Origin of the sequence: Gordonia sp. PP30 (assembly GCF_023100845.1) — a bacterium.
Lineage (GTDB): Bacteria > Actinomycetota > Actinomycetes > Mycobacteriales > Mycobacteriaceae > Gordonia.
Map to the genome: position 1 here is coordinate 2,286,670 of NZ_CP095864.1, position 24,777 is coordinate 2,311,446.

Here is a 24,777-nt window from a genome sequence, read left to right on the forward strand (position 1 = left end):
ACGGATCGTTAAAGGATTTGCCGGAAGCGACTCTACTCCCCCGCGTCGCCGCCGCGAATTTGGGCCGCGCGCACCTGCGGGGCCAGCGCCGCGATCCGGTCCAGGACGCCGTTGACGAAGGCCGGCGAGTCGTCGGTGGACAGCTCGGTGGCGAGCTTGACGGCCTCGGTGATGACCACCTTGACGTCGATGTCCGGCGCGTACAGCAGCTCCCAGGTCGCCAGGCGCAGGATGGCCCGGTCGACGGCCGGGAGCCGCTCGAACTTCCAGTTCTGCAGATGCGAGGCGACCACCGCGTCGACCTGCTCGGCATCGGCGGTGACGCCCTCGACGGCCCGGACCACGTAGCCGGTCATCTCGCCGACCGCGTCGTGGGTGTCGAAGACCTCGCGACGCTCGGCGATCAGGTCGGTCGCCGGAACGCCCTTGGCCTCGGCCTCGAACAGCATGTCGACGGCCCGGCGCCGCTGGCGATGGCGGCCGCGCGGCTCCGGGTTGCGCCGATCAGCTGTTGACACGGCCGAGGTAGCTTCCGTCGCGCGAGTCGATCTTCAGCTTGTCACCGGTGTTGATGAACAGCGGGACCGCCACCTCGGCGCCGGTCTCCAGCGTGGCCGGCTTGGTGCCGCCGGTGGAGCGGTCGCCCTGCAGGCCCGGATCGGTCTGGGCGACGATGAGCTCGACGGTCACCGGGAGCTCGACGAACAGCGGCTCGCCCTCGTGGGTGGCGACCTGGACGCTCATGTTCTCCAGCAGGAAGCGGGCGCCGTCGCCCATGGTCTCAGGGGAGATCGAGATCTGCTCGAAGGTCTCGCCGTCCATGAACACGAAGTCCGACCCGTCGTTGTACAGGTAGGTCATGTCGCGGCGGTCGACGGTGGCGGTCTCCACCTTGACGCCGGCGTTGAAGGTCTTGTCGACGTTCTTGCCGGACAGCACGTTCTTGATCTTGGTGCGCACGAAGGCGGGGCCCTTGCCCGGCTTGACGTGCTGGAACTCCAGGATCTGCCACAGCTGGTTGTCGATCTTCAGCACGAGGCCGTTCTTGAAATCGGCGGTCGTCGCCATGAGGGGTCTCCTTATAAGTCTTGTCTGTCGTGCGCTACAGCACGCGCAGCTCGCGTGGCGTGTGAGTCAGCGACCGCGAACCGGATTCGGTGACCACCAGGGTGTCCTCGATCCGCACCCCGCCGCGGCCGGGCAGATAGATGCCCGGCTCGACGGTGACGATCGCGCCTCGAAGAAGTGTACCGGTCGCGGTGGCGCCGATCCCCGGCGCTTCGTGGATCCGCAGGCCCACACCGTGTCCGAGGCCGTGCACGTAGAACTCGCCGTATCCGGCGTCGGCGATCACCTGGCGAGCGGTGGCGTCCACCGCGCGCAGGTCGGCGCCGGGGGTCAGCGCCCGCGTTCCGGCCTCCTGCGCGACACGCACGATCTCGTGGATCTCCCGCTGCCACGGTGCCGGTTCGCCCAGGACCACGGTGCGGGTGGTGTCCGAGTGGTAGCCGTCGACCATCGCCCCGAAATCGATCTTCACCAGGTCCGACGTCGCCAGCACCGCGTCGGTCGGCCGGTGATGCGGGACCGCCGAGTGCGCCCCGGCGGCCACGATGGTCTCGAAGGCGATGCCCGACGCGCCGCGCTCGTACATCTCCCATTCCAGGTCGCGCGCCACCTGTCGTTCGGTGCGGCCCGGGGCGATCGCGCCGCGCTCGATCAGCGCCGTCAGCGCGGCGTCGGCCACCGCGCACGCCCGCGTGACCAAGGCCACCTCGCCGTCGTCCTTCACCTCGCGCAACTCCTCGACCACGCCGCGGAGGGGAACCAGCGTGGCGCCGTCGCCGCCGGGTTCCTCGCGCAGGGTCTGGAACTGGGCGACGGTGACCGCGTCGGCCTCGATGCCGACACGCGCGCCGGCCGCCTCGGCGACGAGCGCGGCGAGCGTGTCGCGGGCGATCACCGCCGTCACATCCGGCGTCTGGGCCGCGACCTGAGCGGTGTAGCGGCCGTCGGTGGCGATCCGGTCACCGGTGCCGCCGCCATCGGCCCGGATCAGGACGGCGCCGTTGCTGCCGGTGAAACCGGTCAGATAGCGCACGTTCACCAGGTCGCTGACGACCAGGGCGTCGGCGCCGCGGCGGGTCAGGCCGGCGGCGACGGCGGCGCGTCGTGCGGCGTAGGCGGGGGCGGGGGCGGACACGGGGACGGATTCTCCAGACACAGGCATGCCAAGATTGTTGTACAGGTCTCAGGCCGGTACGGTATCGACATGGACTCGTGGCTACTGCGCGGTATCATCATGTCGGTCATCAACATCGCGGCCCGCATCTTGCTGGGTTTCGCGGTGATCGCGTGGCCCATTCAGTCCCCGATCTACCGGGCCATCGCCATCGCCGCGATCGTGCTGATCGCGGTGATCTGGGGCGGATACGACGGTATCAAGGATGCGCGCGCCCATCCGGACCCCGACGACTACGACGACCTCACCATGCGCTGGCTGAAGGCGGGCTTCCTGGCCGGCTGGACGTCGTGCCTGATCTGCTGGATCCTCGGCACCTACTGGCTCGACGGCATCGGCCAGGCGTCGTTCTGGATCGAGATGATCGCCGGAACGTCGTTCATCACGCTGCTGGTGTACGTGCCCGCCTTCTTCGGCGTCAGCGCCGGCCGCTTCCTGGTCCGCCGCGAGCAGCGCAAGGGCGAGGACACCGACTGGTCGCACCACGAACTGCACACCCAGCCGACCGAGGTCGTGCAGACCGGCGCCTGAGCCGTCATTCTTTCACCGAAGGCCCGGCCCCCTTCACGGGGACCGGGCCTTCGGGCATCCGAGCACCGGCCCGGGGTCCAGAACGGCGGTCAGACCAGTGTGACGTCGTCGAAGTAGTCGCTGTGCCCCAGTACGTCCGATGACACATCGTGATCGACGATGTTCGCGAAGCTCGATCCGAAACCCTTGGCGCCCACCGCCTCACTACCGAGCATCGCGCCCTTGTAGAGGTACTTGAGGACCTTGTCGTTGGTGGAGTGATAGTTGTGCACCTCCCCGGTCACGGCGCGTCCGAGCCTGCCCCAGTCGCCGCCACGGCCCCGTGCCGCCCCGACCAGGTGTACCGCTGCGACCGCAGGCGCAGCGGGGTCGGTCCCCATCGACTCAGCGGCGGTGATCATCACCCGGCCGCCCAGACTGTGACCGACGAGGATGACCTCGTCGGTCTCCGTGCGCGCCAGGATTCCAGCGAGTGCGGCGCCGGCCTTGTCCGCGCGGACCGTCGCCGAATGCCAAGGATTCTTCGCGAGTCCGGCGCCCGCCATCGCCCAGCCGATCGGACCGAGGGCCGCGGCTGCCGCCTTGTGCGCCATCGCCCCACCGACTCCGGCGAAGGCTGCTCCCTGCTGTATGCCCATGTTCGCGAAGACGTACTTGGCGATACTCTCCTTCTCCTTGGACCCCCAGTGCAGGAGATACACCGGTGAATCGGGGTACCGGGCCTCGACCATGTCGACGGCCGTGTCCCAGTCCTGAGCGTTCTGGGTGAGGAATCCTCGCGCGATCACCACCGGCGTACCGTTCCCGGCACGGAACTTCTGGATGCCGAACGACTGGTCATCACTCACGTAGGCATTGATCAGGCTCGCACCGAAGGCGGTCCCGAGCGCCGCACCCGCGGCCGTGATCACTGCCGTGCCACCCGCCATGCCGAACGCGATACCGCCGGATCCGATCGCTCCACCCCCGAGAGTCGCCAATCCCCAGCTCGTCGCCACCGCCCCGGAATAGCCGCCGAAGGTCACGCCGACCAGACCGCCGAGCGCAGGAGCCGCCGCGTAGGCGGCAGGGCCGAGCACGGCGCCGCCGAGAAGGCCGAAGCCGGCGAGCCGCGAGTGCCTCGCGAGGTTGGCGCTGTCGTACTTCAGGATGTCCCGGTAGCGATGCGGTGCCGAGATCTTGTCCGCGGCCCGCGCGAAGCTCGGAAGTTCGTGCCGATGCTCCGCGCAATACTTGGGCAGCCTGACGGAGCCGGGACCGCGGACGGCCATATGCGCACATCCCGGAGCCGGGCAGACTCGGGTCGGCGTCCCGCACTTCGCGCACAGGTATGTCGGCAGACGGCGACGGACGGCGACCTTCCGGTGAGTCGTCTTGGCGAAGCACCCCGAACACCACCGAGCGAGCACGACTTCGGTGGTCAGCCGGTCGACGAAGCCCGAGATCTCCCTGGCAATCTCCTCGTGCACTCCGGCCTGCGCCAACTGACTCTTCTCGTCGTCCGGTTCCGCCGCTTCGAGCGCAGCGATCGAGTGTTTGGCATACGCCCAGGCGTTGTTCACCATCGCGGCGTTCGAGAGCATCTCGTCGTCGCCCTCGATCGCCTCGGCTACCGGACCGGCCAACGGTCCACTCAGCTCCAGTCGCCGGCCCATCGGCGACCGAAGCACGCATGCGACTCGGCCCTCGCCCACCATCGTCACTGACACCGTGGCACTCACTGCCGTCCCTCCGTTCCTGCACACCGTGGTGTGTACAGCACGAGACGACTATAGATCGCGGTTCCGACAGCACCACTGAAAGGCGACGATCTACCTCGCAGGACGGCCCTCGCAGCGCGGCAGCGGGGCACGGGCGTTGCTACGACTCCCGGTCAGCCGAGGAAGACGCCGCCCGGGGACGACTCGCCGGCGACGGCGGAGTACGCCGCGGCGATCAGCGACGGGTCCGGGGCCTCGAGGCGGCCGGGGCGGGCGAGGCCGTCGAGCACGACGAACCGGAGCATGCCGGAGCGGTTCTTCTTGTCGCCGGCCATGTACTTGAGCAGGTCGCCGAGGGCGTCCGGGTCGTAGCCGGTGGGCAGGCCGACCAGCTCCAGCAGGGTGCGGTGGCGGTCGGCGGTGGCGTCGTCGAGGCGGCCGGCGAGCCGGGCCAGCTCGGCGGCGAAGACCATGCCGACGGCCACGGCGGCGCCGTGGCGCCACTTGTACCGCTCACGCCGCTCGAGTGCGTGCCCGAGGGTGTGGCCGTAGTTGAGGATCTCCCGGAGCGACGACTCCTTCAGATCCGCAGAGACGACGTCGGCCTTCACCTGCACGCTGCGGCGGATCAGCTCGGGCAGCACGTCGCCGGCCGGGTCGAGGGCGGCCTGCGGGTCGTTCTCGATGAGGTCGAGGATCACCGGATCGGCGATGAACCCGGTCTTGATCACCTCGGCGAGGCCGGCGACGATCTCGTTGCGTGGCACCGTTTCGAGGGTGCCGAGGTCGATCAGCACGGCGTCCGGCTCGTGGAACGACCCGACCAGGTTCTTGCCGGCGTCGGTGTTGATGCCGGTCTTGCCGCCGACGGCGGCGTCGACCATCGCCAGCAGCGTGGTCGGGACGTGGACGACGCCGATGCCGCGCATCCAGGTGGCCGCGGCGAAGCCGGCGAGGTCCGTGCACGCGCCGCCGCCGAGGCTGACGACCTTGTCGTTGCGCTTCATGCCGATCTGCCCGAACACGTCCCAGAGGTAGGCGGCGACCTGCAGGTCCTTGCCGTCCTCGGCGTCCGGAATCTCGATGCGGTGCGCGTCCAGCCCACGTTCGGTGAGGTATTCGCGGATCTGCTCGGCGGTCTGCTTGAGCGGCGGCTGGTAGACGATCGCGACGTGATCGGCGGTGGCGACGGCCTCGGCCAGGTCGGGCAGCAGGCCGCGGCCGATGATCACGTCGTACGGAGCGGCCGCGCGAACGGCCACCTTCACGGGCTCGGTCATGAACGGTTCTCCTTCGGGAGGCAGGGCGGCGAGGATCTGCTCGACGATCGGGGCGACGGCACCGGACGCGTCGACCGTCTGCGAGGCGACGGCCTCGTAGGCGGCGGTGCGCCCGGCCAGCAGTGCGGCGTAGCGCGCGGCGGGATCCGGGTCGTTCAGGAGCGGACGGTCCGAATGCGCGACGCGCGCGAAGCCGTCGTCGGCACCGATCCGCAGGTAGACGACGTGGTGATCGGCCAGGGCGCCGGCGATGTCGGGCACGGTCACCGAACCGCCACCGAGGGCGACGACCCCGTCGCGGGTCGCCAGCACGTCGAGCACCACCTCACGCTCGAGCGCGCGGAACGCGGCTTCCCCACCGTCGGCGAAGATCTCCGGGATGGTGCGGCCGGCGCGTCGTTCCAGTTCCTCGTCGGTGTCGAGGTACCGGGCGTCGAGCGCGGCGGCCAGCGCCCGCCCGACGGTGGTCTTGCCGGATCCCATGAACCCGGTCAGCACGACCCGCGGCGTCACGGACGCGGCGGCCGGACGTCGATGGTCTCCAGGTAGGCCCGCAGGTTGGCGCCGGTCTCGGTGGCCGAGTCGCCGCCGAACTTCTCCAGCGCGGCCTGCGCGACGACCAGCGCGACCATCGCCTCGGCGACGACGCCGGCGGCGGGCACCGCACAGACATCGCTGCGCTGATGGATGGCGCTGGCGGGCTCGCCGGTGGTCATGTCGACCGTGGCGAGGGCGCGCGGGACCGTGGAGATCGGCTTCATGGCGATGCGGACACGCAGGTCCTCGCCGTTGGTCATGCCGCCCTCGGTGCCGCCGGCACGGTTGGTGGAGCGCAGGACGCCGTCGGGCCCGGGGACCATCTCGTCGTGCGCCTCGCTGCCACGGCGGCGGGCGGTGGCGAAACCGTCGCCCACCTCGACGCCCTTGATGGCCTGGATGCCCATCAGGGCGCCGGCCAGCCGGGCGTCGAGCCGGGTCTCGCCGGAGACGTGCGAACCGAGACCGATCGGGACGCCGGTGGCGATGATCTCGACGACGCCGCCGAGGGTGTCGCCGTCGCGCTTGGCCGCCTCGATCTCGTCGATCATCGAGGTCTCCGCGTCCTTACCGAAGGCGCGGACCGGGCTCTCATCGATGGCCGGCAGGTCGGCGTAGCGCGGCGCGGGGCCGTCGTACGGGTCGCTGGCGCCGATGGAGATGACGTGCGAGAGGACCTCGATGCCGAAGACCTGGCGCAGGAAGTTGCGGGCGACCGTACCGGCGGCGACGCGGGCCGCAGTCTCCCGGGCGCTCGCTCGCTCGAGGACCTGCCGGGCGTCGTCGAACCCGTACTTGAGCATGCCGGAGAAGTCGGCGTGTCCGGGGCGCGGCCGGGTGAGCGGCGCGTTGCGGGCGCCGGACAGTTCGGCGTCGTCGACCGGATCGGCCGACATGACCTTCTCCCACTTGGGCCATTCACTGTTGCCGATCTCGATGGCGATCGGGCTGCCCATGGTGCGGCCGTGCCGGAAGCCGCCGATCAGCGTCAGCTTGTCGGCCTCGAACTTCATCCGCGCACCCCGGCCGTAGCCGAGACGTCGGCGGGCGAGCTGTTCGGCGATGTCGGCCGAGGTGATCTCGACCCCGGCCACCATGCCCTCGATCATCGCGATCAGGGCGGGCCCGTGGGATTCTCCTGCAGTAGTCCAGCGCAACACAAGGAACAATTGTTCCAGAAGCTACGTCCACTGCCCGTACTGGGGCTTCAGGATGGTGTTGACGTCCACCGTCACCCCGCCGACCTGCTGCTGGCCGGGGATCTGGTGGAGGTGCGCGGCCGGGTGGAGGTAGCCCTTCGGCGTCCCCCAGTCGTGCTGCCAGAACCACTGCCCGAGCGCCAGCGACGACGCCCACTGGATGGTCTGCGCGTTGCCGTACACGCCGACCCGCCCCGGACCGATCACCGTGTTCCAGGCGAGCAGATACGGGGCGATCTGGGTGACGAACTGAGTGAGCGTCGGATTGTCGTCGATGGAGACGTAGATCGGGGCACCGGCCGGCCCGCCCGCCGCGGTGTGCAGCTGCGCCCCGCGGGCGGCGTGCTTCAGCCCGGCCGGGTAGCCGCCGAGCCAGTCGGCCGTCGCCTCCTTGCCGTACTGATAGTTGGAGACGACGGTCAGCCCGGCCGCGCGCATCCCCGTCGCCTCCGCGGCGGTCAGCGGCTTGCCGGTCATCCACGACTCGCGCGGATCGGACACGTACCGGATCACCCCGGCGTGCCCGGCCGCGCGGACGGCCTGCGGGGACGGGACGCCGACGGCGTAGTCCAGCAGCGTGCCGAGGGTCGTGCCGGCGGGCAGCGAGGGCGGCAACTCCGACGAGCCCGCGGCGAGGTCGGCGAGGCCATCGGCGCGCGCCGGGCCGGACGGCAGCACGACGGCCGCACCCGCACCCGCGATTCCGGCGGCGCACACGGACAGGAAACGGCGGCGGGACACCCCGCGGGCACTGGCGGACACGAGAAACCTCGACTCGATCGGCGACGACTACCCCGCCCACCCTAGCCTCAAACCCCACCTGTACCTCTAGTCACTCTAGTCACAACTCGGCCACGGTGCTTTCCACCCTCACGCGGCGGCGACTGCCACGACGAGGGTGGCGGCGACCAGGAGCGGCCCGTGCACGACACGCCGTCGCCGCACCAGAGCGCACACCGCCACCGTCAGCACCGCGGCCAGGAGCAGCACGGCCAGGGCCGCGAACGACGACCCCGCGAGCACCCCGCACGACGGCGCCAGCTTCACGTCGCCCCCGCCGCACGATCGGGTGAGGAAGCCCGCCAGGTAGGGCGCGGTCAGCACCAGGGCGGCGAGCGCGGCGGCCGGTGACGACCACGCCTGTAGCGCCGCGATCAGCAGCAGCGGCAGGGTGAGCCGATTCGGCAGGCGGCCGGTGCGGCGGTCACACTCGGCGGCGGCGATCAGGCCCGCGGCGAGCAGCCAGGTGAGCAGCATGACACCAGCGTGGACCGTCGCGCCCGGCGCCGGGCGGCACCGTCCACAGGCCGGTACGAGTGGTACCGGGTTGTCCACAAGTCAGGCGCGCAGGACGGCGGCCATCGCCTCCTTGGGCGCGGGCCGCCCGGTGAACTGCTCGGACTGGCTGTACGCCTGGTTCAGCAGCATGGTGAGCCCGCCGACCACGACTCCCCCGGACTCGGTGACCGCCCGCGCCAGCGGGGTCGGCCACGGGTCGTAGATGACGTCGACCAGGCGCGCGGCACCGCGCAGCGACGCGATCAGCGGCTCCGCGGCGGGGGCCGGCACGGTGGAGACGACGACGTCCGCGCCCGCGACCGATTCGGCGAGCGCCGGACCGTTCTCGAAACCCACCAGACGACACGCCAGACCCAGCCGCCCGGCGAGTTCCACCACGCCCGCGGCGCGCTCCACGCTGCGGGCGACGAGGACGATCCCGGTGAATCCCCAGTCGGCGAGCGCCGCGACCGTCGGCAGGGCCGTCCCGCCGGCGCCCACCACCACCGCGTGCCGCGCGGCCACCGGGACTCCGGCCTCGGCGAGCGCGCCGGTCATCCCGTCGACGTCGGTGCAGTCGGCGCGCCACCGGCCGTCGGGCAGCCGGATCAGGGTGTTGGCCGAGCCGATCAGCTCGGCGCGCGCGGTCCGCTCGTCGGCCACCGCCAGCGCGGCGAACTTGCCCGGCATGGTGACCGAGAAGCCGGTCCACTCCGGTCCGGCGGCGGCCACCCGCGCGGGCAGCTCCTCGGCCGTCGTCTCCAGGGCGTCGTAGGTCCAGCCGTCCAGGCCCAGCGCGGCGAACGCGGCGCGATGCAGGTCCGGCGACCGCGAATGCCCGACCGGCGAGCCGAGCACCGCGGCCTTGCGCGGGCCGCCGTCCATCAGCTGCATCCGGTGGTGATGAACTTGTTCTTGCAGGCGACCTCGGTGTTCTTCTTGTGCTGGGCGAAGGTCTTCGCGAACAGCGTGGTGCCGTCCTTGTCGACGGTCACGAAATAGACCCAGTCACCCACGGCCGGGTGTTCGACGGCGTGCAGCGCCTTCTCGCCGACCGCACCGATCGGCGTCACCGGAAGGCCTTCCTTCTGGTAGGTGTTCCACTCGGTCTTGTCGGTGTAGGTCTCACCGTGCACGTCGATGTTGGTCACCGCCGCGGTGTAGTTGGCGGTGGAGTCCATCTCGAGCTTCTGGCCCTTGTCGAGCCGGTTCAGGATCACCCGGGCCGCCTTGGCGTAGTCGTCGTCGTGCTTCACCTCGCGCTCGATGATGGAGGCGACGACGAGGGCGTCGTACGGCATCAGTCCGGAGTCGTTCTGGCTGGTCAGGCCCCAGCTCTCGAACCGGGTCACGCTCCTGGTGATCAGGCTGCGCAGCAGTTCCTTCGCATCCATCCGGGGATCGATGTCCTCCCACGACCCGGACGCGATCAGGCCCTCGATCCGGCGGTGATCGCCGGTCAGTTTCTGCACGGCCGGTGCCGCCCACGACGGGACGCCGAGGTCGGCCACCGACGACTGCGCCGCGGCGTGCTGCAACTGCTCCACCGTGACGCCGTAGGTCTTGCCGTCGGCCTGGACCGAGGTCGCCTCGGCCAGCATCTCGAAGATGCCCGGCGTGGTCTTCCCGTCGATGCCCTTCTTGGAGTCGAGCTGCAGCCCCTCCGGGATCACCAGGCTGCCGACCCGGTAGGTGTCGTTCTCGTCGGTCAGCATCGATACCGCGGTGGCCGCCGAGATCTTGGTGGGCAGCTTGTAGAAGCCCGCCTTGAGGGAGCGGCTGCCCGCGGCGTCGATGAACGCCCGCTTGCTGCCGACCACGTCGTCGTCGGCGAGGATCTTCCCGATCTCGCGCACCGAGGCCTGTTCCGGGATCTGCACCAGCGTGGGGGAACCGCCCGTGGTGGAGCTGAAGTTCTTGTGCGAGTCGAACACGCCGAGATGTTTGAGGCCGAGCAGACCGACGACGAGCACGACGATCGCCACCGCCAGCACCGCGAACAGCGCCTTGCGGTGCGAACGCCGCTCCGGCATCCCGCCCTCGACGACCGGCAGGTCACCGGTCGGCGGCTCGCCGGATCCACCGGCGGACGGGGCCGGAGCCGGGGCGGTCTCGGCGTGACCGTCGAGGATGTCGAACGATCCGGTCACCGGTGCGGCGTGGGCCGCGGGCGCCGCGACCGGGGCGGTCGGGGCGGCGAGCGCGAACGCCGCGGTGTTCAGCTCGGCCGGGTCGAGCGCCGGGACGTGCGGGTCGGTCGCGGTGAAGTCCGCGGGCGAGCCGGCCCGCGACGACGGCATCGCCGCGGTGTCCGCGTCGGCCACCGGAGCGGGAGCGGCCGGCACGGTCGGCGCCTCCGGAACCGGCGCGGTGACGGGGGCCACCGGCGCGGCCGGTTCCGGCAGCGGAGTCGGCGGCACGGCGGCCCGGTGCCGGACCTGCGGCGGCTCGGCGGACCACGACGGCTCGACGAAGCGCTTCTCGATCGCGGGCGAGGGCACCTCGGCCTGCGCGTACCGGATCTCCAGATACGGGTTGGCCGAGCGTTCCGGCCGCCGGTACTCGACGGTCGGATCGGGCAGGCCGGGATCGGTGCGGACGATCGGGATGCTGCCGGTCGTCGTCGGGTCGCCGGGTGCGCGGCGGCGCCGGTGCCGGGTCCGTGGCTCTTGCTCTTCAGTCACTCGCGCCTCGTCCTTCGCTGCGTCGGGCATCCAGCCATCCTTGAAGAATAGCCACAGCGGCCGCTTGATCGATGACGGCGCGCGCGGCCTTTCCCTTGCGTCCACTTGCGCGCAAGGCACCGGCCGCGGTCACCGTGGTGAGTCGTTCGTCGTGGTAGACGACGGGCACCGGGGCGATCGCCGCCGCCACCTGGCCGCCGAAGTCACGGGCCGCGGCCACCGCCGCGCCCTCGGTGTTGCGCAGCGTGCGGGGCAGGCCCACCACCACCTCGACCACTTCGTATTCGTCGGCCAGCGCGGCGACGCGCCGCACATCGGCGTCGTCGGCGGTGCGCTGGACGGTCTCCACCGGGGTCGCCAGGATCCCGTCGGGATCGCAGCTGGCCACGCCGACGCGGACGCTCCCGACATCGATGCCGAGGCGCCGTCCTCGCGGTGAGATCACGACTCGCCGACGACCTCTCGCACGCGACGCAACGCGGCGTCGATGCCCTCGGCATCGGTGCCGGAGCCCTGCGCCAGGTCCGGCTTGCCGCCGCCGCGGCCGGACACCAGCGGAGCGATCTCCCGGACCAGGTCACCGGCCTTGCGTCCGGCGGCCCGCGCGGCCTCGGTGGTCGCCACCACGAACGGCACCTTGCCGCCGGCCGCCGCGAACAGCACGACCACGGCGTCACGATCGGCGACCTTGCCGCGCAGTTCGGTGGCCAGCGCGCGCAGGCCGTTCGCGTCGACGCCGTCGCCCACCCGGCCGGCCACCACGAGGGTGCCGCCGACGGTCTCGGCGTCGTCGATCAGTCCGCCGACGGCCGCGCGGGCCTGCTCGGCGCGGACGGCGTCGAGCGCCTTCTCGGCGTCCTTGAGCCTGGTCACCAGCTGCTCGACGCGGTCGGGCACCTGCTCGGACGGCACCTTCAGCGAACTCGCGAGGCCGGCCAGCAGGGCGCGTTCCCGCGAGAGGTAGCGGAACGAGTCCATGCCGACGTACGCCTCGACGCGGCGGACACCGGAACCCACCGAACCCTCACCGATCACGGTGACCGGGCCGACCTGCGCCGAACTGCCGACGTGCGTACCACCGCACAGCTCCATCGAGAACGGTCCGCCGATCTCGACCACGCGGACCTCGTCGCCGTAGTTCTCGCCGAACAGCGCCATCGCACCCATCGCCTTGGCCGAGGCGAGATCGGTCTCGAAGGTGTTGACGGTGTAGTTGGCCTCGACGGCCTCGTTGCTGATGCGCTCGATCTCGGTGCGCTGAGCCTCGCTCAGCGGCTCGGACGAGTGGAAGTCGAACCGCAGGTAGCCGGGCCGGTTCAGCGATCCCGCCTGCGTCGCGGTGGGTCCGAGGACCTCGCGCAGCGCGGCATGCACCAGATGCGTGCCGGAGTGGCCCTGCGTGGCACCGTGCCGCCAGGACGGATCGACGGCCGCGAGCACCTCGTCGCCCTCGACGATCTCGCCCTCCTGGACCGTGACGCGGTGCAGCCAGACCAGCTTGGACAGCTTCTGCACGTCGGTCACGGTCAGCCGGGCGCCCGACGAGGTGGTGATGGTGCCGGTGTCGGCCATCTGACCGCCGGACTCGGCGTACAGCGGCGACCGGTCCAGGATCAGTTCCAGCTCCGTGCCCGGCGTCGCCGAGACCACCCGCTCGCCGCCGGCGACCATGCCGATCACGCGCGCCTGGGACACCAGCTCATCGAAGCCGGTGAACTCGGTCGGCCCCCGATCCAGGAACTCGCGGTACACCGAGAGATCGGCGTGCCCGGACTTGCGGGCGGTGGCATCGGCCTTGGCGCGGGTGCGCTGGGCCGCCATCAGCTCGGCGAAGCCCTCGCGGTCCACCTCGAGGCCCGCCTCGGACGCCATCTCCAGCGTGAGATCGATCGGGAAACCGTACGTGTCGTGCAGGACGAAGGCATCGTCACCGCTGATCCGGCTGCGGCCGGACTTCTTGGTCGACGCCGCGGCGTCGGCGAAGAGCTTGGAACCGGAGGCCAGGGTCTTGCCGAACGACGACTCCTCGGCGACCGCGACGGTCAGGATGTGCTCGCGCTGCTCGGCCAGCTCCGGGTACGACGGGCTCATCAGCTCGATCACCCGCTCGACGATGCGGCCCATCGTGGGCTCGCTCGCGCCGAGCAGGCGCATGGACCGCACCACGCGTCGAAGCAGCCGCCGGAGCACGTAGCCGCGGCCGTCGTTGCCGGGCACCACACCGTCGCCGATCAGCATGACGGCGGTACGCGAATGGTCGGCGATCACCCGGAAGCGGACGTCGTCCTCGTGATCGCCGGTACCGTAGCCGCGGCCGGTCAGCTCCGACGCCAGGTCGATCACCGGCTTGAGCAGGTCGGTCTCGTAGACGTTGTCGACGCCTTGCAGCAGGCAGGCGACGCGTTCGATGCCCATGCCGGTGTCGATGTTCTTCTTCGGCAGCGGGCCGAGGATCTCGTAGCCCTCCTTGCCGCCGCCCTCACCGCGGATGTTCTGCATGAACACGAGATTCCAGATCTCGATGTAGCGGTCCTCGTCGGCCTCCGGGCCGCCCTCGATGCCGTACTCCGGGCCGCGGTCGTAGAAGATCTCCGAGCACGGGCCGCACGGGCCGGGCACGCCCATCGACCAGTAGTTGTCCTTGAGTCCGCGGCGCTGGATACGCTCGGCCGGGACGCCGATCACGTCGCGCCAGATGGCCTCGGCCTCGTCGTCGTCGAGGTAGACCGTCGGCCAGAGCTTCTGCGGGTCGATGCCGTAGCCGCCCTCGTCGACCGGGTCGGTCAGCAGCGACCAGGCGAATTCGATGGCCTCGCGCTTGAAGTAGTCGCCGAAGCTGAAATTGCCCGCCATCTGGAAGAAGGTGTTGTGGCGGGTGGTGATGCCCACCTCTTCGATGTCGAGGGTGCGCACGCACTTCTGCACGCTGGTGGCGCGGGCGAACGGTGGCGTCTGGTCGCCGAGGAAGTAGGGCTTGAACGGCACCATCCCGGCGTTCACGAACAGCAGGTTCGGATCGTCGAGGATCAGCGAGGCGCTGGGCACCTCGGTATGTCCGGCCCGGATGAAGTGATCCAGGAAGCGCTTCCGGATTTCATGCGTCTGCACTGCGGTGTCGTCCTCAGAATGTCGGCTGGTACGGCTGTTGCGACTCTCCAGCCTACCGTCGTCTCTGTCAGACTCGACCCATGGGACCCGAACACCGCTACGCGCTGACCGCCACCTGGCTCGGGAATCGCGGATCCGGCACCTCCGGCTACCGCGACTACGACCGCACCGTGCGCCTGGAGTCGGCCGGCCGGCTGGACCTGGTCGTCTCGGCGGACCCGTCGTTCCGCGGCGACGCCGGGCGCTGGAACCCGGAGGACATGCTGCTGGCCGCCCTGGCCGAGTGCCACCTGCTCTCCTACCTCCACGCCTGCGTGGCTCGCGGGGTGGTGGTGACCTCGTACACCGACGACGCGACGGCGGTGATGCGCACCGAGGGCAACGGCGGCCGGTTCACCTCCGCGACGCTGCGGCCACGGGTCGTCGTCGCCGAGGAGTCGATGATCGACGACGCCCTCGCCGCCCACGACGACGCGCACGAATGGTGCTTCATCGCGAATTCGGTGAACTTCCCGGTTCACCATTCGGCGACGGTCACCGCTTCGCCGGCCCCTTCGTGATTCTGCGCACGATGCTGCGCAGACGCGTCACTCGCGGCCCGAGTTCACGCTCGAAGCCGTGCTCGCTGGGGTGGTAGTAGTCCCGGCCGACCAGCGGATCCGGTGGATACTGCTGGGCGACGACCCCGCCCGGATACTCGTGCGGGTACCGGTAGCCGACGGCGCTGCCCAGCGCTTCGGCACCGGCGTAGTGGCCGTCCCGCAGGTGCGGCGGCACGTTTCCGATGCGCCCGGCCGAGACATCGGCCATCGACTCGCTCATCGCCTTCACCACGCCCGCGGACTTGGGCGCGGTCGCCAGGTGAATGGTGGCCTGGGTCAGAGCGAGCCGGGCCTCGGGCATGCCGACCAGCTGCACCACCTGCGCGGCGGCCACCGCGGACTGCAGCGCGGTCGGGTCGGCCATCCCGATGTCCTCGCTGGCGTGGATCATCAGGCGCCGCGCGATGAACCGCGGGTCCTCCCCCGCCGCGATCATCCGCGCCAGATAGTGCAGCGCCGCGTCGACGTCGGACCCGCGGATCGACTTGATGAACGCGCTGATCACGTCGTAGTGCTGGTCGCCGTCGCGGTCGTACCGGACGGCGGCGCGGTCGATCGCCGCCTCGACGTCGGACACCTCGATGGTCAGCACCCGGTGCTCGGCGCCGTCGGCGCCGTCGGAGTCCACGCCGGCGTCGCGGACGACGCCGTCGGCGGTGGCCTCCAGCGCGGTGAGGGCGCGGCGCGCATCGCCGCCGGCCACCGCGATCAGGTGGTCGAGCGCCTCGTCGGTCAGCTCGACGCCGCCGGCCAGCCCGCGCGGGCTGGCGATGGCCCGGGCCACGACGGCGGCGATGTCGTCGTCGGTCAGCGAGCGCAGTTGCAGCACCAGCGACCGTGACAGCAGCGGGGCGACCACCGAGAACGACGGGTTCTCGGTGGTGGCGGCCACCAGCAGCACGATGCGGTTCTCCACGGCGTCGAGCAGCGCGTCCTGCTGTGTCTTGGAGAAGCGGTGGACCTCGTCGATGAACAGCACCGTCTGTTCGCCGTGGGCCAGGCGGCGGCGGGCGAGGTCGATCACCGTCCGCACTTCCTTGACCCCGGCCGACAGCGCGGAGAGCGCCTCGAACCGGCCGCCGGTGGCGCGGCTGATCAGCGATGCCATCGTGGTCTTGCCGGTGCCGGGCGGGCCGTAGAGCAGCACGGACGACGCCCCCGAGCCCTCGATCAGCCGGCGCAGCGGTGCGCGTTCGCCGAGCAGATGCTGCTGGCCGACGATCTCCTCGAGTGTCTCCGGCCGCATCCGGACGGCGAGCGGGGCCTGCGGGCGGCGCGCCCCGGCGGGCGTGGCCGGTCCCCCGCCGGCGGCCGGCCGCGGCGGGTCGGCCGGATCCGCGAAGAGCCCAGGATCGTCGGTCATCGGGTGGTCACTCGAACCAGAACAGGCGCAACGCGCGTTCCATCTCGTCGGCGGCGCCGGCCAGTTCGGTGTCGCCGGCCCGCCGGGCGGCGTCGCCGAGGTCGGCCCACCGGGTCAGCACCACCCGCGCATCGGTCGTGTGCAGCGCCCAGTCGTGCCCGCGGCGGCCGCCGCCCACCATCCAGTGCGTCGACAGCCACACCCACAGGGTGCGGGCGACCAGGAGACGCCGGGTGAACTCGCCGTCCCGGTGCGCGACCGGCCACAGCGCCTCCACTTCCGACCGCCACGCGTCGACCAGGCGCTTCTCCAGGTCCGCGCGGCGGCCGAGGGCCACCTCCGACAGCCGGGCCGGGAAGGTCGCGAGTGCGTAGGCGACGTCGAGCGTGCCGTCGCGGAAGGCGCCGAACTCGTAGTCCATGAACTGGACGCCGTCCTCGTTGATCAGGATGTTCTCCGGGCCGACGTCCGACGGGCTGAACGCCCGCAGGTCGCCGCCGGTGAACAGCCGGCAGCCCTCCCGCAGGTCCGCGGCCAGCCGGTCCGACAGCGGGATGCCGAGGCGCTGCACCAGGGCGGGCGCCCCCTCCCGGCAGTCTCGGGCCTGCGCGGCGACCTCGTCGGCGCCCCGCTCGGCGCTGCCGGCGACCGTCCGGCGCAGTAGCGCCCGGAAGTCGTCCTCGCCGCCGACGGTCGCCGCGTGCATCCGGCCGAGTGCCTGGCCCCAGGCGCTCAGCCCGCGGGCCGCGGTGTCGGCGTCCTCGCCCAGCACCTCGATCATGCTGCGGCCGTGTCCGAGGTCGGTCAGCACCAGCATCCGGGCGTCGGTGTCCGAGGCGAGCAGCTGTGGTCCCGGGCGGGACCGCGTCGGCAGGGCCGTGGCGTAGCGGTAGGCGGCCACCTCGCGCAGGAAGGGGGCGATCGGCGCGCCGTCGTCGAGCACCTTGATCACCACGGTCCGGCCGGTGGCCAGCGGATTGTCACCCAGCCGGGAGCGGACGACGGTGCTGCGCCCGGTGCCGCCGAGGTCTTCCGGGTCGGTCAGGGTGACCGACGAACCGGCCCGCCGCGTGAGCAGGGCCTCCCCGGTCGCCAGCGCATCGGCGAGCAGCGCCTCCCCGGCCACGGTCATCGGTTCGCGGTGTCGTCGGCCTTCTGCGCGGTCACCGGCGGCTTCGGCGTGGCGTCGATCCCCGACTCCTTGCGCTGCTGCGGTGTGATCGGTGCCGGCGCGTCGGTCAGCGGGTCCACGCCGCCACCCGACTTCGGGAAGGCGATGACCTCGCGGATCGACGGCTCACCGGCCAGCAGCGCGGTGATCCGGTCCCAGCCGAAGGCGATGCCGCCGTGCGGCGGTGCGCCGAAGGCGAAGGCGTCGAGCAGGAAGCCGAACTTCTCCTGCGCCTCGTCGTGGGAGATGCCCATGATCTCGAAAACGCGTTCCTGCACGTCACGGCGGTGGATACGGATCGAGCCGCCGCCGATCTCGTTGCCGTTGCAGACGATGTCGTAGGCGTAGGCCAGCGCCGCGCCCGGGTTCTCCTCGAGGGTGTCGAGCGACTCCGGCTTGGGCGAGGTGAAGGCGTGGTGCACGGCCGTCCAGGCGCCCGAGCCGACGGCGACGTCACCGGACGCGGTGGCATCGTCGGCGGGCTCGAAGAGCGGCGCGTCGACGACCCAGGTGAACGCCCAGTCGCCGTCCTTGCGGAGTCCGAGCTTGTCGGCGATCTCGTTGCGGGCAGCGCCGAGCAGCGCGCGCATCGGCTTCACCGGGCCGGCGGCGAAGAAGATGCAGTCACCCGGCTGCGCGCCGACGTGGGCGGCGAGGCCCTCCCGCTCGGCGTCGGACAGGTTCTTGGCGACCGGGCCGGTGAGGCTGCCGTCCTCCTGGACCAGCACGTAGGCCAGCCCCTTGGCACCGCGCTGCTTGGCCCATTCCTGCCAGGCGTCGAGCTGGCGGCGCGGCTGCGCGGCGCCGCCCGGCATCACCACGGCGCCGACGTACGGCGCGCGGAAGACGCGGAACGGCGTGTCCGCGAAGTAGAGGGTGCACTCGACCAGCTCGAGGCCGAAGCGCAGGTCGGGCTTGTCGGTGCCGTAGCGCGCCATCGCGTCCGCGTAGGTGATCCGCGGGATCGGGGTGGTGATCTGGTAGCCGATCAGCTGCCACAGGGCCACCAGGATCTGCTCGGCGAGCGCGATCACGTCGTCCTCGTCGACGAAGCTCATCTCGACGTCGAGCTGGGTGAACTCCGGCTGCCGGTCGGCGCGGAAGTCCTCGTCCCGGTAGCAGCGGGCGATCTGGTAGTAGCGCTCCATTCCGGCCACCATCAGCAGCTGCTTGAACAGCTGCGGGCTCTGCGGCAGGGCGTAGAAGGTGCCGGGCTGCAGGCGGGCGGGCACCAGGAAGTCGCGGGCGCCCTCCGGGGTGGAGCGGGTCAGCGTCGGCGTCTCGATCTCGAGGAAGTCGTTGGCGGCCAGCACCTCGCGCGCCGCGGCGTTGGCCTTCGAGCGCAGGCGGATGGCGTTGGCCGGATCCTCGCGCCGCAGGTCCAGGTAGCGGTAGCGCAGGCGCGCCTCCTCGCCCGGGTGCTCGTCGAGCTGGAACGGCAGCGGCGCCGACTCGTTGAGCACGACCAGTTCGCCGGCGTTGATCTCGATCGCGCCGGAGGCGAGGTTCGGGTTCTCGCTCCCCTCGGGACGGACTTCGACGGTGCCGGTCACCTGGATGCAGTACTCGGCGCGCAGCCGGTGCGCGGCCTCGGCCACCTGCTCGTCGCGGAAGACCACCTGCACGAGGCCGGAGGAGTCACGCAGATCGATGAAGACCACCCCTCCGTGATCGCGGCGGCGGGCCACCCATCCGGCGACGGTGACGGTCTGGCTGGCGTTCTCACGACGGAGAGACCCGGCGAGGTGGGTGCGAAGCACTGAGGTCCTTTCAGCGGCGGGTAAAGGGCGAACTTGCTCGATCTTCCATGGTAGAGGCCGCCCCCGACACGCGGTATCCGGCCCATCGGACACCGCACCGCATGTCATCATGAGCGCGTGACTTTTCAGGGCAGCGGCGGACTCGACACCAGCGGTATCTCGGCCGGCGGATCCGGCGGGGGCGGCGGCTTCGGCGGCGGCAAGATCGCGCTCGGCGGCGGGGTGGGCCTCATCGTGGCCATCGTGGCGGTGCTGTTCGGGATCAATCCGGGCGACATCCTCGGCGGCGACAGCAGTTCCTCCAACCAGGTCGGGAACATCTCGCAGGGCAGCACCGGCTCGAACGCGGCGTTGCAGCAGCAGATCGACAGCTGCACCATCGAGAAGGCCAATTCCGGCGATGTGTGCCGGATCGTGGCCACCGCCAACAGCCTCAACACGGTGTGGCCGACACTGGTCGACGGCTACACCAAGCCGAAGATGGTGATCTTCTCCGGGCAGGTGAACACCGGTTGCGGCGCCGCGTCGTCGGCCATGGGCCCGTTCTACTGCCCCGCCGACCAGACCGCCTACTTCGATCCGACGTTCTTCGCCGAACTCAAGCGGATGGGCGGGTCCGACGGCGCCGCGGCGCAGGAGTACGTGGTCGCCCACGAGTACGGCCATCACGTCCAGCAGCTCACCGGACTGCTCGCCAAGGGCCAGCGGATGGGCAACGCGGGTTCGGTGCGCACCGAACTGCAGGCCGACTGCTACGCGGGCGTGTGGTTCTACCACGCCCAGCGCGGCTCCGGGAAGGGCTTCATCGAGCCGCTGACCGACGATCAGATCGCCAACGTGATCCAGACGGCCCGGGCCATCGGTGACGACACCATCCAGGGCGCCAACTCCAACCCGGAGGGCTGGACCCACGGCTCGGCCGCCCAGCGTATCCGCTGGTTCAAGGTCGGCTACGCCGACGGCGATCCCCGTAAGTGCGACACCTTCGCCACCAACCAGCTGTAGCCGCCCGGAGACGACGTCGCCGCCCACTCGGACCGAGTGGGCGGCGACGAGACGGACCCCGGGCTACTCGGCGCCGAAGATCGCGACGGTCTTCTGGCGGACCAGGTCCTGGACCTGATGTGCACCGCTCGCGGCCTTCTTGGCCTCCTCGACGGCCTCACCGATCAGCGTGGCCTGCTTGATCGAGACGAGGTGGAACTTGTGGTGCTTCTTGAACTTGTGGGTGACGTTGCCCGACAGGCCGTGCTCCACCTCGAGATCGCTGATCAGATCGAGCCGGGCCTCGCCCGAGCCCTCGCTGAAGTCGAGTTCCGGCAGGTCCACCCACACGGTGTTCGGGCGCGTGGTCGACTCGAAGTAGTAGCGCTTGGCGGTGTGGTCGGACACCGTCTGCCACAGCGTCTGGGAGGCGTCCGGCTTGCCCGGCTCCGGGTTGCGGAAGGGCTGCGCGGCATTGCGGATGATGCTGAACATCGAGGCGATGGCGGTCAGCTTCGACGCCGGCTCCGGCTGGTGCTTGACGTAGTAGAGCGCCCGGGCGAAGCGGTCGCGCGCATCGCAGGTGCCGGGCAGCGGGGCGTCGCCGCCGAGGCCCTCGTACTGCTTCACCAGTTCGAGCTGCTGGTCGTACGCGGGCGAGTTGGTCATCACCCAGTAGTCGCGGCTGTGGTGGACGTTCAGCTTGCCGTCGATGTACTCGAAGATCGCCGAATCGCCGACCGCGTCGCCGAGCGCGAGGTGGAGCGCCGGGTGGCTGCCGCCGGTCGGGTCGGCCATCGGGATCACCTGCGGATTGTTCGCCTCGGTCCACTCGACCGCCTCGGCGACGGTGGCGAAGTTGTCGAGGTAGTACTGCATCCACACCGACATCGCGAGCTGCGGCCGCGTCGGGTCGGGATCGCCGTATTCGGACTCGGCGAGCCAGAGGACATGGCCGGTGAGGCCCTCCTCGTTCATGCCGTCGGCCGACACGATGTCGAAGACGCCGGCCACGACGCTGCCGTACTTCGCCGTCCACGTGAGCGCGCCGTTCACCCGGTCGTCACGCTTGATGCCCCGCGGGAGTTTCCAGAGATTGGTCCGCAGATCCATGTGGAAATCCATATTGCGGCCGGTGATGACCGATCCGCCGGCTTCGGGCCAGAGCACACGAGTGCACATGTAAGCGCCTGCTTTCGCTGTCGTGAAAGGAAATGAGTGGTGATGCGAGCGCCTCCATAATCACCGAACGAATCGGCTCGCGCAATGGGAACTCCGCATGTCACCGGATATAATGAATTGCGTATAGATGCACGTATACCACGTGCCATACTCAGGCCAGCAGACCGGCGATCTCGTCGACGACGCCGTCGAGCGCGACCTTGCGCTGCTCCCCGTTCGACAGGTCTTTGATCTCGATGGTCCGCTCCGCCAGCTCGTTCTCGCCCAGCACCAGCGCGAGCCGCGCACCGGAACGATCGGCCGCCTTCATGGCACCCTTCAGGCCGCGGTCGCCGTAGGCCAGGTCGACGCGGACACCGCGCTCACGCAGCCGGCCGGCGAGCGCGACGAGCTCGTCCTTGGCGGCCGCGCCCAGCGGGACGCCGAAGACCTGCACGCGGCCCTGCCCGGCGACCGAGACGTTCTCCGCGCCGAGCGCCAGGACCGTGCGGTCCACACCGATACCGAAGCCGATGCCGGACAGATCCTGTTTGCCGCCGATCTGCTTCATGAGGCCGTCGTAGCGGCCACCGCCACCGATCCCCGATTGCGCGCCGAGACCGTCGTGCACGAATTCGAAGGTGGTCTTGGTGTAGTAGTCCAGGCCGCGGACCAGCCGCGGATTCAGCTCGTACGACACGCCCAGCCGGTCCAGGTGAGCCCGCACCGACTCGAAATGCTCCCGCGCCGAGTCGCTGAGATGGTCGATCATCAGCGGCGCGCCCGCGGTCATCTCGCGCACTTCCGGACGCTTGTCGTCGAGCACCCGCAGCGGATTGATGCGGGCACGCTCGCGCGTCGCCTCGTCCAGATCCAGCCCGAACAGGAATTCCTGCAGCGCCTCGCGGTACTGCGGGCGGCAGGTGTCGTCGCCCAGCGAGGTGAGCTCCAGCCGGTACCCGGACAGCCCGAGCCGCCGGTAGCCCTCGTCGGCGACGGCGATCACCTCGGCATCGAGCGCGGGGTCGTCGACGCCGATGGCCTCGACGCCCACCTGCTGCAACTGGCGATAGCGGCCCGCCTGCGGTCGCTCGTACCGGAAGAACGGCCCGCTGTAGCAGACCTTGACCGGGAGCTGACCGCGATCGAGACCGTGCTGGATCACCGCGCGCATCACCCCCGCCGTGCCCTCCGGGCGCAGCGTGACCGTGCGGCCGCCCCGGTCGGCGAAGGTGTACATCTCCTTGGAGACCACATCGGTGGATTCGCCGACGCCGCGGGCGAACAGCGCCGTCTCCTCGAAGATCGGCAATTCGATGTGTCCGTACCCGGCGCGATACGCGGCGTCGGTGAGGGCGGTACGAACGGCGAGGAAGTCAGCCGAGGCCGGCGGGTAATAGTCCGGAATCCCCTTGGGTGCGTGGAATTCTCCGCTCACAGTCCGTATCGTCCCTTCTTCTCCCGGCCCGGCAGCTCCTGCAGGAACGGATTGGTGGCGCGTTCGGCGCCGACGGTGGTGGCCGGTCCGTGCCCGGGCAGGACGACGGTGTCGTCGCCCATCGGGAGGATGCGCTCGTCGATCGAGCGCAGCAGCCGGCTGTGGTCGCCGCCGGGCAGATCGGTGCGGCCGATCGAACCGGCGAACAGTACGTCCCCACTGAAGCAGACGACGGACGGCTCCTCCTCGCCGGGTGTCTCGACCGTCAGCAGCACGCTGCCGCGGGTGTGGCCCGGTGCGTGGTCGACTTTCCACCGGATCCCGGCCACCTCGATCTCCTCGCCGTCGGCGAACTCGATCACCTTCTCCGGCTCGCGGAACTCCATCACCCCGATCATCGCGGCCAGGGCCTTGCCCAGGCCCTCGCCGGGGTCGGCGAGCATGCCGCGGTCGTCGGGGTGGATGTAGACGGGGATGGCGTATTCGTCGGCCAGTTCCTGGGCGTTCCACGTGTGGTCCAGATGGCCGTGGGTCAGCAGGATCGCGACCGGGGTGAGGCCGCGTTCGGCGAGCTGGGCGCGGACCTGGGGTGCCGCGTCCTGACCCGGATCGATGACCACCGCCTCGCCCGTCTCCTCGTCGGCGACCAGGTAGCAGTTGGTTTGGAACATCCCCGCGGGGAAACCGGTGATGAGCATGGGTCCCATTCTGTCATTCCGGCCTGCGATAGCATGGGGCGCGCCGTGACTCCCCGCGGCCGGACATCTGGCCACCCGCCGATGACACAGGAGGACCACCGAGCGTGACGACCAACGAGGAGCGCCGCGAAGCCGCCAAGCGCAAGCTGGAACAGCGCCTGGAAGCCGAGCGGCAGCAGGCCCGCAAGCGGCGCAACACCGTCATCGGCATCGTCAGCGTGGTCGTCGTCGCGGTCGCCGCCGTGGGCGGCTACTTCTGGTACCGGGCCTGGGACAACGGCCGCCACACCGAATGCAGCTACGCCGACGCGCCGTTCGACTGGGATGGCGAGATCAAGGCGGTGCAGCAGCAGGTCGATGCCGCCCCGGCCGCACAGAAGGCCCAGGGCAACGCCTACCTGCAGCTCCTCCGCGACGGGCAGAAGAAGCAGCGCACCGCGCCGAAGCCGCCGGGCCGCACGCTCAACACCGGCACCGTCACGATGACGCTGAAGACCAACAAGGGCGACCTCCCACTGAGCCTCGACCGCCACCAGGCGCCCTGCAACGTCAACGCCCTGGTCTCGCTGTCGAAGGACGGCTACTACAACGACACCTCCTGCCACCGGCTGGTCGCCCGCGACACGCTCAGCGTGCTGCAGTGCGGTGATCCCACGCTCACCGGGGCAGGCGGCCCCGGCTGGAGCACCAAGGACGAGCTGCCGACCAAGCTGAAGATGGTCCCGGGCAGCGATCAGATGCAGCAGCTGGGCATGGACGCGACGTACATCTACCCGCGCGGCACCGTGGCGATCGCCAACAAGAACAACGCGCAGCAGGGCATCACGAACACCGGCAGCGCCCAGTTCTTCATCGTGACCAAGGACTCGCAGCTCCCGGCTTCCCTGTCCATCGTCGGCCACGTCGACGACCAGGGCATGAAGGTGGTCGACCAGATCGCCAAGGGCGGCATCGACCCGGGCGTTCTCGGCACCGCTCAGGACGGCAACCCGAAGACCCCGCTGGAGATCAAGACCGTCAGCATCAGCGACTGACCCGGGG

22 protein-coding genes and 1 pseudogene are annotated in these 24,777 nt (G+C 70.5%); 4 read left to right on the forward strand and 19 right to left on the reverse strand.

All coding sequences use genetic code 11. The annotated features are described in order from the left end of the window. Positions 1 to 32: 32 nt before the first annotated feature. The 3 genes from nusB to MYK68_RS10505 are packed head-to-tail and all read right to left on the reverse strand — an operon-like array spanning position 33 to position 2,230. Positions 33 to 449 (reverse strand): transcription antitermination factor NusB, encoded by a 417-nt coding sequence (gene nusB, locus MYK68_RS10495; protein ID WP_247868010.1) that lies wholly within the window; start codon positions 447 to 449, stop codon positions 33 to 35. Between the two features lie 55 nt (positions 450 to 504). Further along, a complete protein-coding gene (gene efp / locus MYK68_RS10500) occupies positions 505 to 1,068 on the reverse strand; it encodes an elongation factor P (RefSeq protein ID WP_247863598.1) in 564 nt (187 codons plus the stop codon). A 34-nt stretch (positions 1,069 to 1,102) separates the two neighbouring features. After that, a complete protein-coding gene (locus MYK68_RS10505) occupies positions 1,103 to 2,230 on the reverse strand; it encodes a M24 family metallopeptidase (protein ID WP_440712303.1) in 1,128 nt (375 codons plus the stop codon). 42 nt (positions 2,231 to 2,272) lie between these two features. On the opposite strand from MYK68_RS10505, the gene MYK68_RS10510 reads away from it, so the two are divergent. Then, positions 2,273 to 2,773 (forward strand): B-4DMT family transporter, encoded by a 501-nt coding sequence (locus tag MYK68_RS10510; RefSeq protein WP_247863599.1) that lies wholly within the window; start codon positions 2,273 to 2,275, stop codon positions 2,771 to 2,773. A gap of 89 nt (positions 2,774 to 2,862) precedes the next feature. Here the strand turns inward: MYK68_RS10510 and MYK68_RS10515 are convergent, their stop codons facing one another. From MYK68_RS10515 to alaS, 10 genes and pseudogenes are all read right to left on the reverse strand, one after another. Then, entirely contained in the window at positions 2,863 to 4,398 is a 1,536-nt protein-coding gene (locus MYK68_RS10515) for a DUF726 domain-containing protein (RefSeq protein WP_247863600.1), read from the reverse strand. A 248-nt stretch (positions 4,399 to 4,646) separates the two neighbouring features. Then, the gene (gene aroB, locus MYK68_RS10520; RefSeq protein ID WP_247868012.1) at positions 4,647 to 5,753 is read right to left on the reverse strand and encodes a 3-dehydroquinate synthase; all 1,107 of its coding nucleotides are present in this window, start codon (positions 5,751 to 5,753) and stop codon (positions 4,647 to 4,649) included. A gap of 81 nt (positions 5,754 to 5,834) precedes the next feature. Next, positions 5,835 to 6,236 (reverse strand): annotated as a pseudogene (locus MYK68_RS10525) (shikimate kinase); the annotation flags it as partial. 26 nt (positions 6,237 to 6,262) lie between these two features. Next, the gene (gene aroC, locus MYK68_RS10530; RefSeq protein WP_283255309.1) at positions 6,263 to 7,468 is read right to left on the reverse strand and encodes a chorismate synthase; all 1,206 of its coding nucleotides are present in this window, start codon (positions 7,466 to 7,468) and stop codon (positions 6,263 to 6,265) included. 3 nt (positions 7,469 to 7,471) lie between these two features. After that, positions 7,472 to 8,191 (reverse strand): DUF1906 domain-containing protein, encoded by a 720-nt coding sequence (locus MYK68_RS10535; protein ID WP_371308105.1) that lies wholly within the window; start codon positions 8,189 to 8,191, stop codon positions 7,472 to 7,474. 168 nt (positions 8,192 to 8,359) lie between these two features. Continuing rightward, the gene (locus MYK68_RS10540; protein WP_247863601.1) at positions 8,360 to 8,746 is read right to left on the reverse strand and encodes an A24 family peptidase; all 387 of its coding nucleotides are present in this window, start codon (positions 8,744 to 8,746) and stop codon (positions 8,360 to 8,362) included. A gap of 81 nt (positions 8,747 to 8,827) precedes the next feature. Continuing rightward, entirely contained in the window at positions 8,828 to 9,661 is an 834-nt protein-coding gene (locus tag MYK68_RS10545; protein WP_247863602.1) for a shikimate dehydrogenase, read from the reverse strand. After that, positions 9,652 to 11,451, reverse strand: a complete 1,800-nt coding sequence (mltG, locus tag MYK68_RS10550; protein ID WP_247863603.1) for an endolytic transglycosylase MltG — start codon at positions 11,449 to 11,451, stop codon at positions 9,652 to 9,654. The genes MYK68_RS10545 and mltG overlap by 10 nt, the downstream gene beginning before the upstream one ends. Next, positions 11,444 to 11,896 carry a Holliday junction resolvase RuvX gene (gene ruvX, locus MYK68_RS10555; protein WP_247863604.1) on the reverse strand — a complete coding sequence of 151 codons (453 nt, stop codon included), beginning with the start codon at positions 11,894 to 11,896 and terminating at the stop codon, positions 11,444 to 11,446. Before ruvX ends, mltG begins: the two co-directional genes overlap by 8 nt. Next, positions 11,893 to 14,559, reverse strand: coding sequence for an alanine--tRNA ligase (gene alaS / locus MYK68_RS10560; RefSeq protein WP_247863605.1), 2,667 nt, complete (start codon positions 14,557 to 14,559; stop codon positions 11,893 to 11,895). The genes ruvX and alaS overlap by 4 nt, the downstream gene beginning before the upstream one ends. 80 nt (positions 14,560 to 14,639) lie before the next feature. Here alaS and MYK68_RS10565 point away from each other — a divergent pair, with 80 nt between their 5' ends. Further along, complete coding sequence (locus tag MYK68_RS10565; RefSeq protein ID WP_247863606.1) at positions 14,640 to 15,119, forward strand: OsmC family protein; 480 nt, start codon at positions 14,640 to 14,642, stop codon at positions 15,117 to 15,119. On the opposite strand, the gene MYK68_RS10570 is transcribed toward MYK68_RS10565, so the two are convergent. Genes MYK68_RS10570 through aspS form a run of 3 tightly spaced genes read right to left on the reverse strand, consistent with a single transcriptional unit; the run spans position 15,094 to position 19,455 of the window. Next, on the reverse strand, positions 15,094 to 16,524 hold the full coding sequence (locus MYK68_RS10570; RefSeq protein ID WP_247863607.1) for a replication-associated recombination protein A: 1,431 nt from the start codon (positions 16,522 to 16,524) through the stop codon (positions 15,094 to 15,096). The two genes, MYK68_RS10565 and MYK68_RS10570, sit on opposite strands and share 26 nt — an antisense overlap. 7 nt (positions 16,525 to 16,531) lie before the next feature. Beyond that, complete coding sequence (locus MYK68_RS10575; RefSeq protein ID WP_247863608.1) at positions 16,532 to 17,656, reverse strand: hypothetical protein; 1,125 nt, start codon at positions 17,654 to 17,656, stop codon at positions 16,532 to 16,534. Beyond that, positions 17,653 to 19,455, reverse strand: coding sequence for an aspartate--tRNA ligase (aspS, locus tag MYK68_RS10580; RefSeq protein WP_247863609.1), 1,803 nt, complete (start codon positions 19,453 to 19,455; stop codon positions 17,653 to 17,655). Before aspS ends, MYK68_RS10575 begins: the two co-directional genes overlap by 4 nt. A gap of 117 nt (positions 19,456 to 19,572) precedes the next feature. Between aspS and ypfJ the strand changes: the two genes are divergently transcribed. Continuing rightward, positions 19,573 to 20,460 carry a KPN_02809 family neutral zinc metallopeptidase gene (gene ypfJ, locus MYK68_RS10585; protein ID WP_247863610.1) on the forward strand — a complete coding sequence of 296 codons (888 nt, stop codon included), beginning with the start codon at positions 19,573 to 19,575 and terminating at the stop codon, positions 20,458 to 20,460. Positions 20,461 to 20,523: 63 nt separating this feature from the next. Here ypfJ and MYK68_RS10590 read toward each other — a convergent pair whose 3' ends face one another. From MYK68_RS10590 to MYK68_RS10600, 3 genes are all read right to left on the reverse strand, one after another. After that, complete coding sequence (locus tag MYK68_RS10590) at positions 20,524 to 21,621, reverse strand: linear amide C-N hydrolase (RefSeq protein ID WP_247863611.1); 1,098 nt, start codon at positions 21,619 to 21,621, stop codon at positions 20,524 to 20,526. A 151-nt stretch (positions 21,622 to 21,772) separates the two neighbouring features. Next, entirely contained in the window at positions 21,773 to 23,038 is a 1,266-nt protein-coding gene (gene hisS, locus MYK68_RS10595; protein ID WP_247863612.1) for a histidine--tRNA ligase, read from the reverse strand. After that, positions 23,035 to 23,736 (reverse strand): MBL fold metallo-hydrolase, encoded by a 702-nt coding sequence (locus MYK68_RS10600; RefSeq protein WP_247863613.1) that lies wholly within the window; start codon positions 23,734 to 23,736, stop codon positions 23,035 to 23,037. The genes hisS and MYK68_RS10600 overlap by 4 nt, the downstream gene beginning before the upstream one ends. A 104-nt stretch (positions 23,737 to 23,840) precedes the next feature. Between MYK68_RS10600 and MYK68_RS10605 the strand changes: the two genes are divergently transcribed. Further along, complete coding sequence (locus tag MYK68_RS10605) at positions 23,841 to 24,770, forward strand: peptidylprolyl isomerase (RefSeq protein WP_247863614.1); 930 nt, start codon at positions 23,841 to 23,843, stop codon at positions 24,768 to 24,770. Positions 24,771 to 24,777: the final 7 nt, after the last annotated feature.

Bases quoted from the DNA above. Each gene is read 5' to 3' on its own strand.
- MYK68_RS10545 (WP_247863602.1), bottom strand. From the start codon at position 9,661: ATGCAGCTGATGGACGGCGGCCCGCGCAAGGCCGCGGTGCTCGGCTCG.
- aroB (WP_247868012.1), bottom strand. From the start codon at position 5,753: ATGACCGAGCCCGTGAAGGTGGCCGTTCGCGCGGCCGCTCCGTACGAC.
- MYK68_RS10540 (WP_247863601.1), bottom strand. From the start codon at position 8,746: ATGCTGCTCACCTGGCTGCTCGCCGCGGGCCTGATCGCCGCCGCCGAG.
- nusB (WP_247868010.1), bottom strand. From the start codon at position 449: ATGCTGTTCGAGGCCGAGGCCAAGGGCGTTCCGGCGACCGACCTGATC.
- efp (WP_247863598.1), bottom strand. From the start codon at position 1,068: ATGGCGACGACCGCCGATTTCAAGAACGGCCTCGTGCTGAAGATCGAC.
- MYK68_RS10600 (WP_247863613.1), bottom strand. From the start codon at position 23,736: ATGCTCATCACCGGTTTCCCCGCGGGGATGTTCCAAACCAACTGCTAC.
- MYK68_RS10565 (WP_247863606.1), top strand. From the start codon at position 14,640: ATGGGACCCGAACACCGCTACGCGCTGACCGCCACCTGGCTCGGGAAT.
- MYK68_RS10510 (WP_247863599.1), top strand. From the start codon at position 2,273: ATGGACTCGTGGCTACTGCGCGGTATCATCATGTCGGTCATCAACATC.
- MYK68_RS10575 (WP_247863608.1), bottom strand. From the start codon at position 17,656: ATGACCGTGGCCGGGGAGGCGCTGCTCGCCGATGCGCTGGCGACCGGG.
- MYK68_RS10590 (WP_247863611.1), bottom strand. From the start codon at position 21,621: ATGTGCACTCGTGTGCTCTGGCCCGAAGCCGGCGGATCGGTCATCACC.
- MYK68_RS10570 (WP_247863607.1), bottom strand. From the start codon at position 16,524: ATGACCGACGATCCTGGGCTCTTCGCGGATCCGGCCGACCCGCCGCGG.
- MYK68_RS10505 (WP_440712303.1), bottom strand. From the start codon at position 2,230: ATGCCTGTGTCTGGAGAATCCGTCCCCGTGTCCGCCCCCGCCCCCGCC.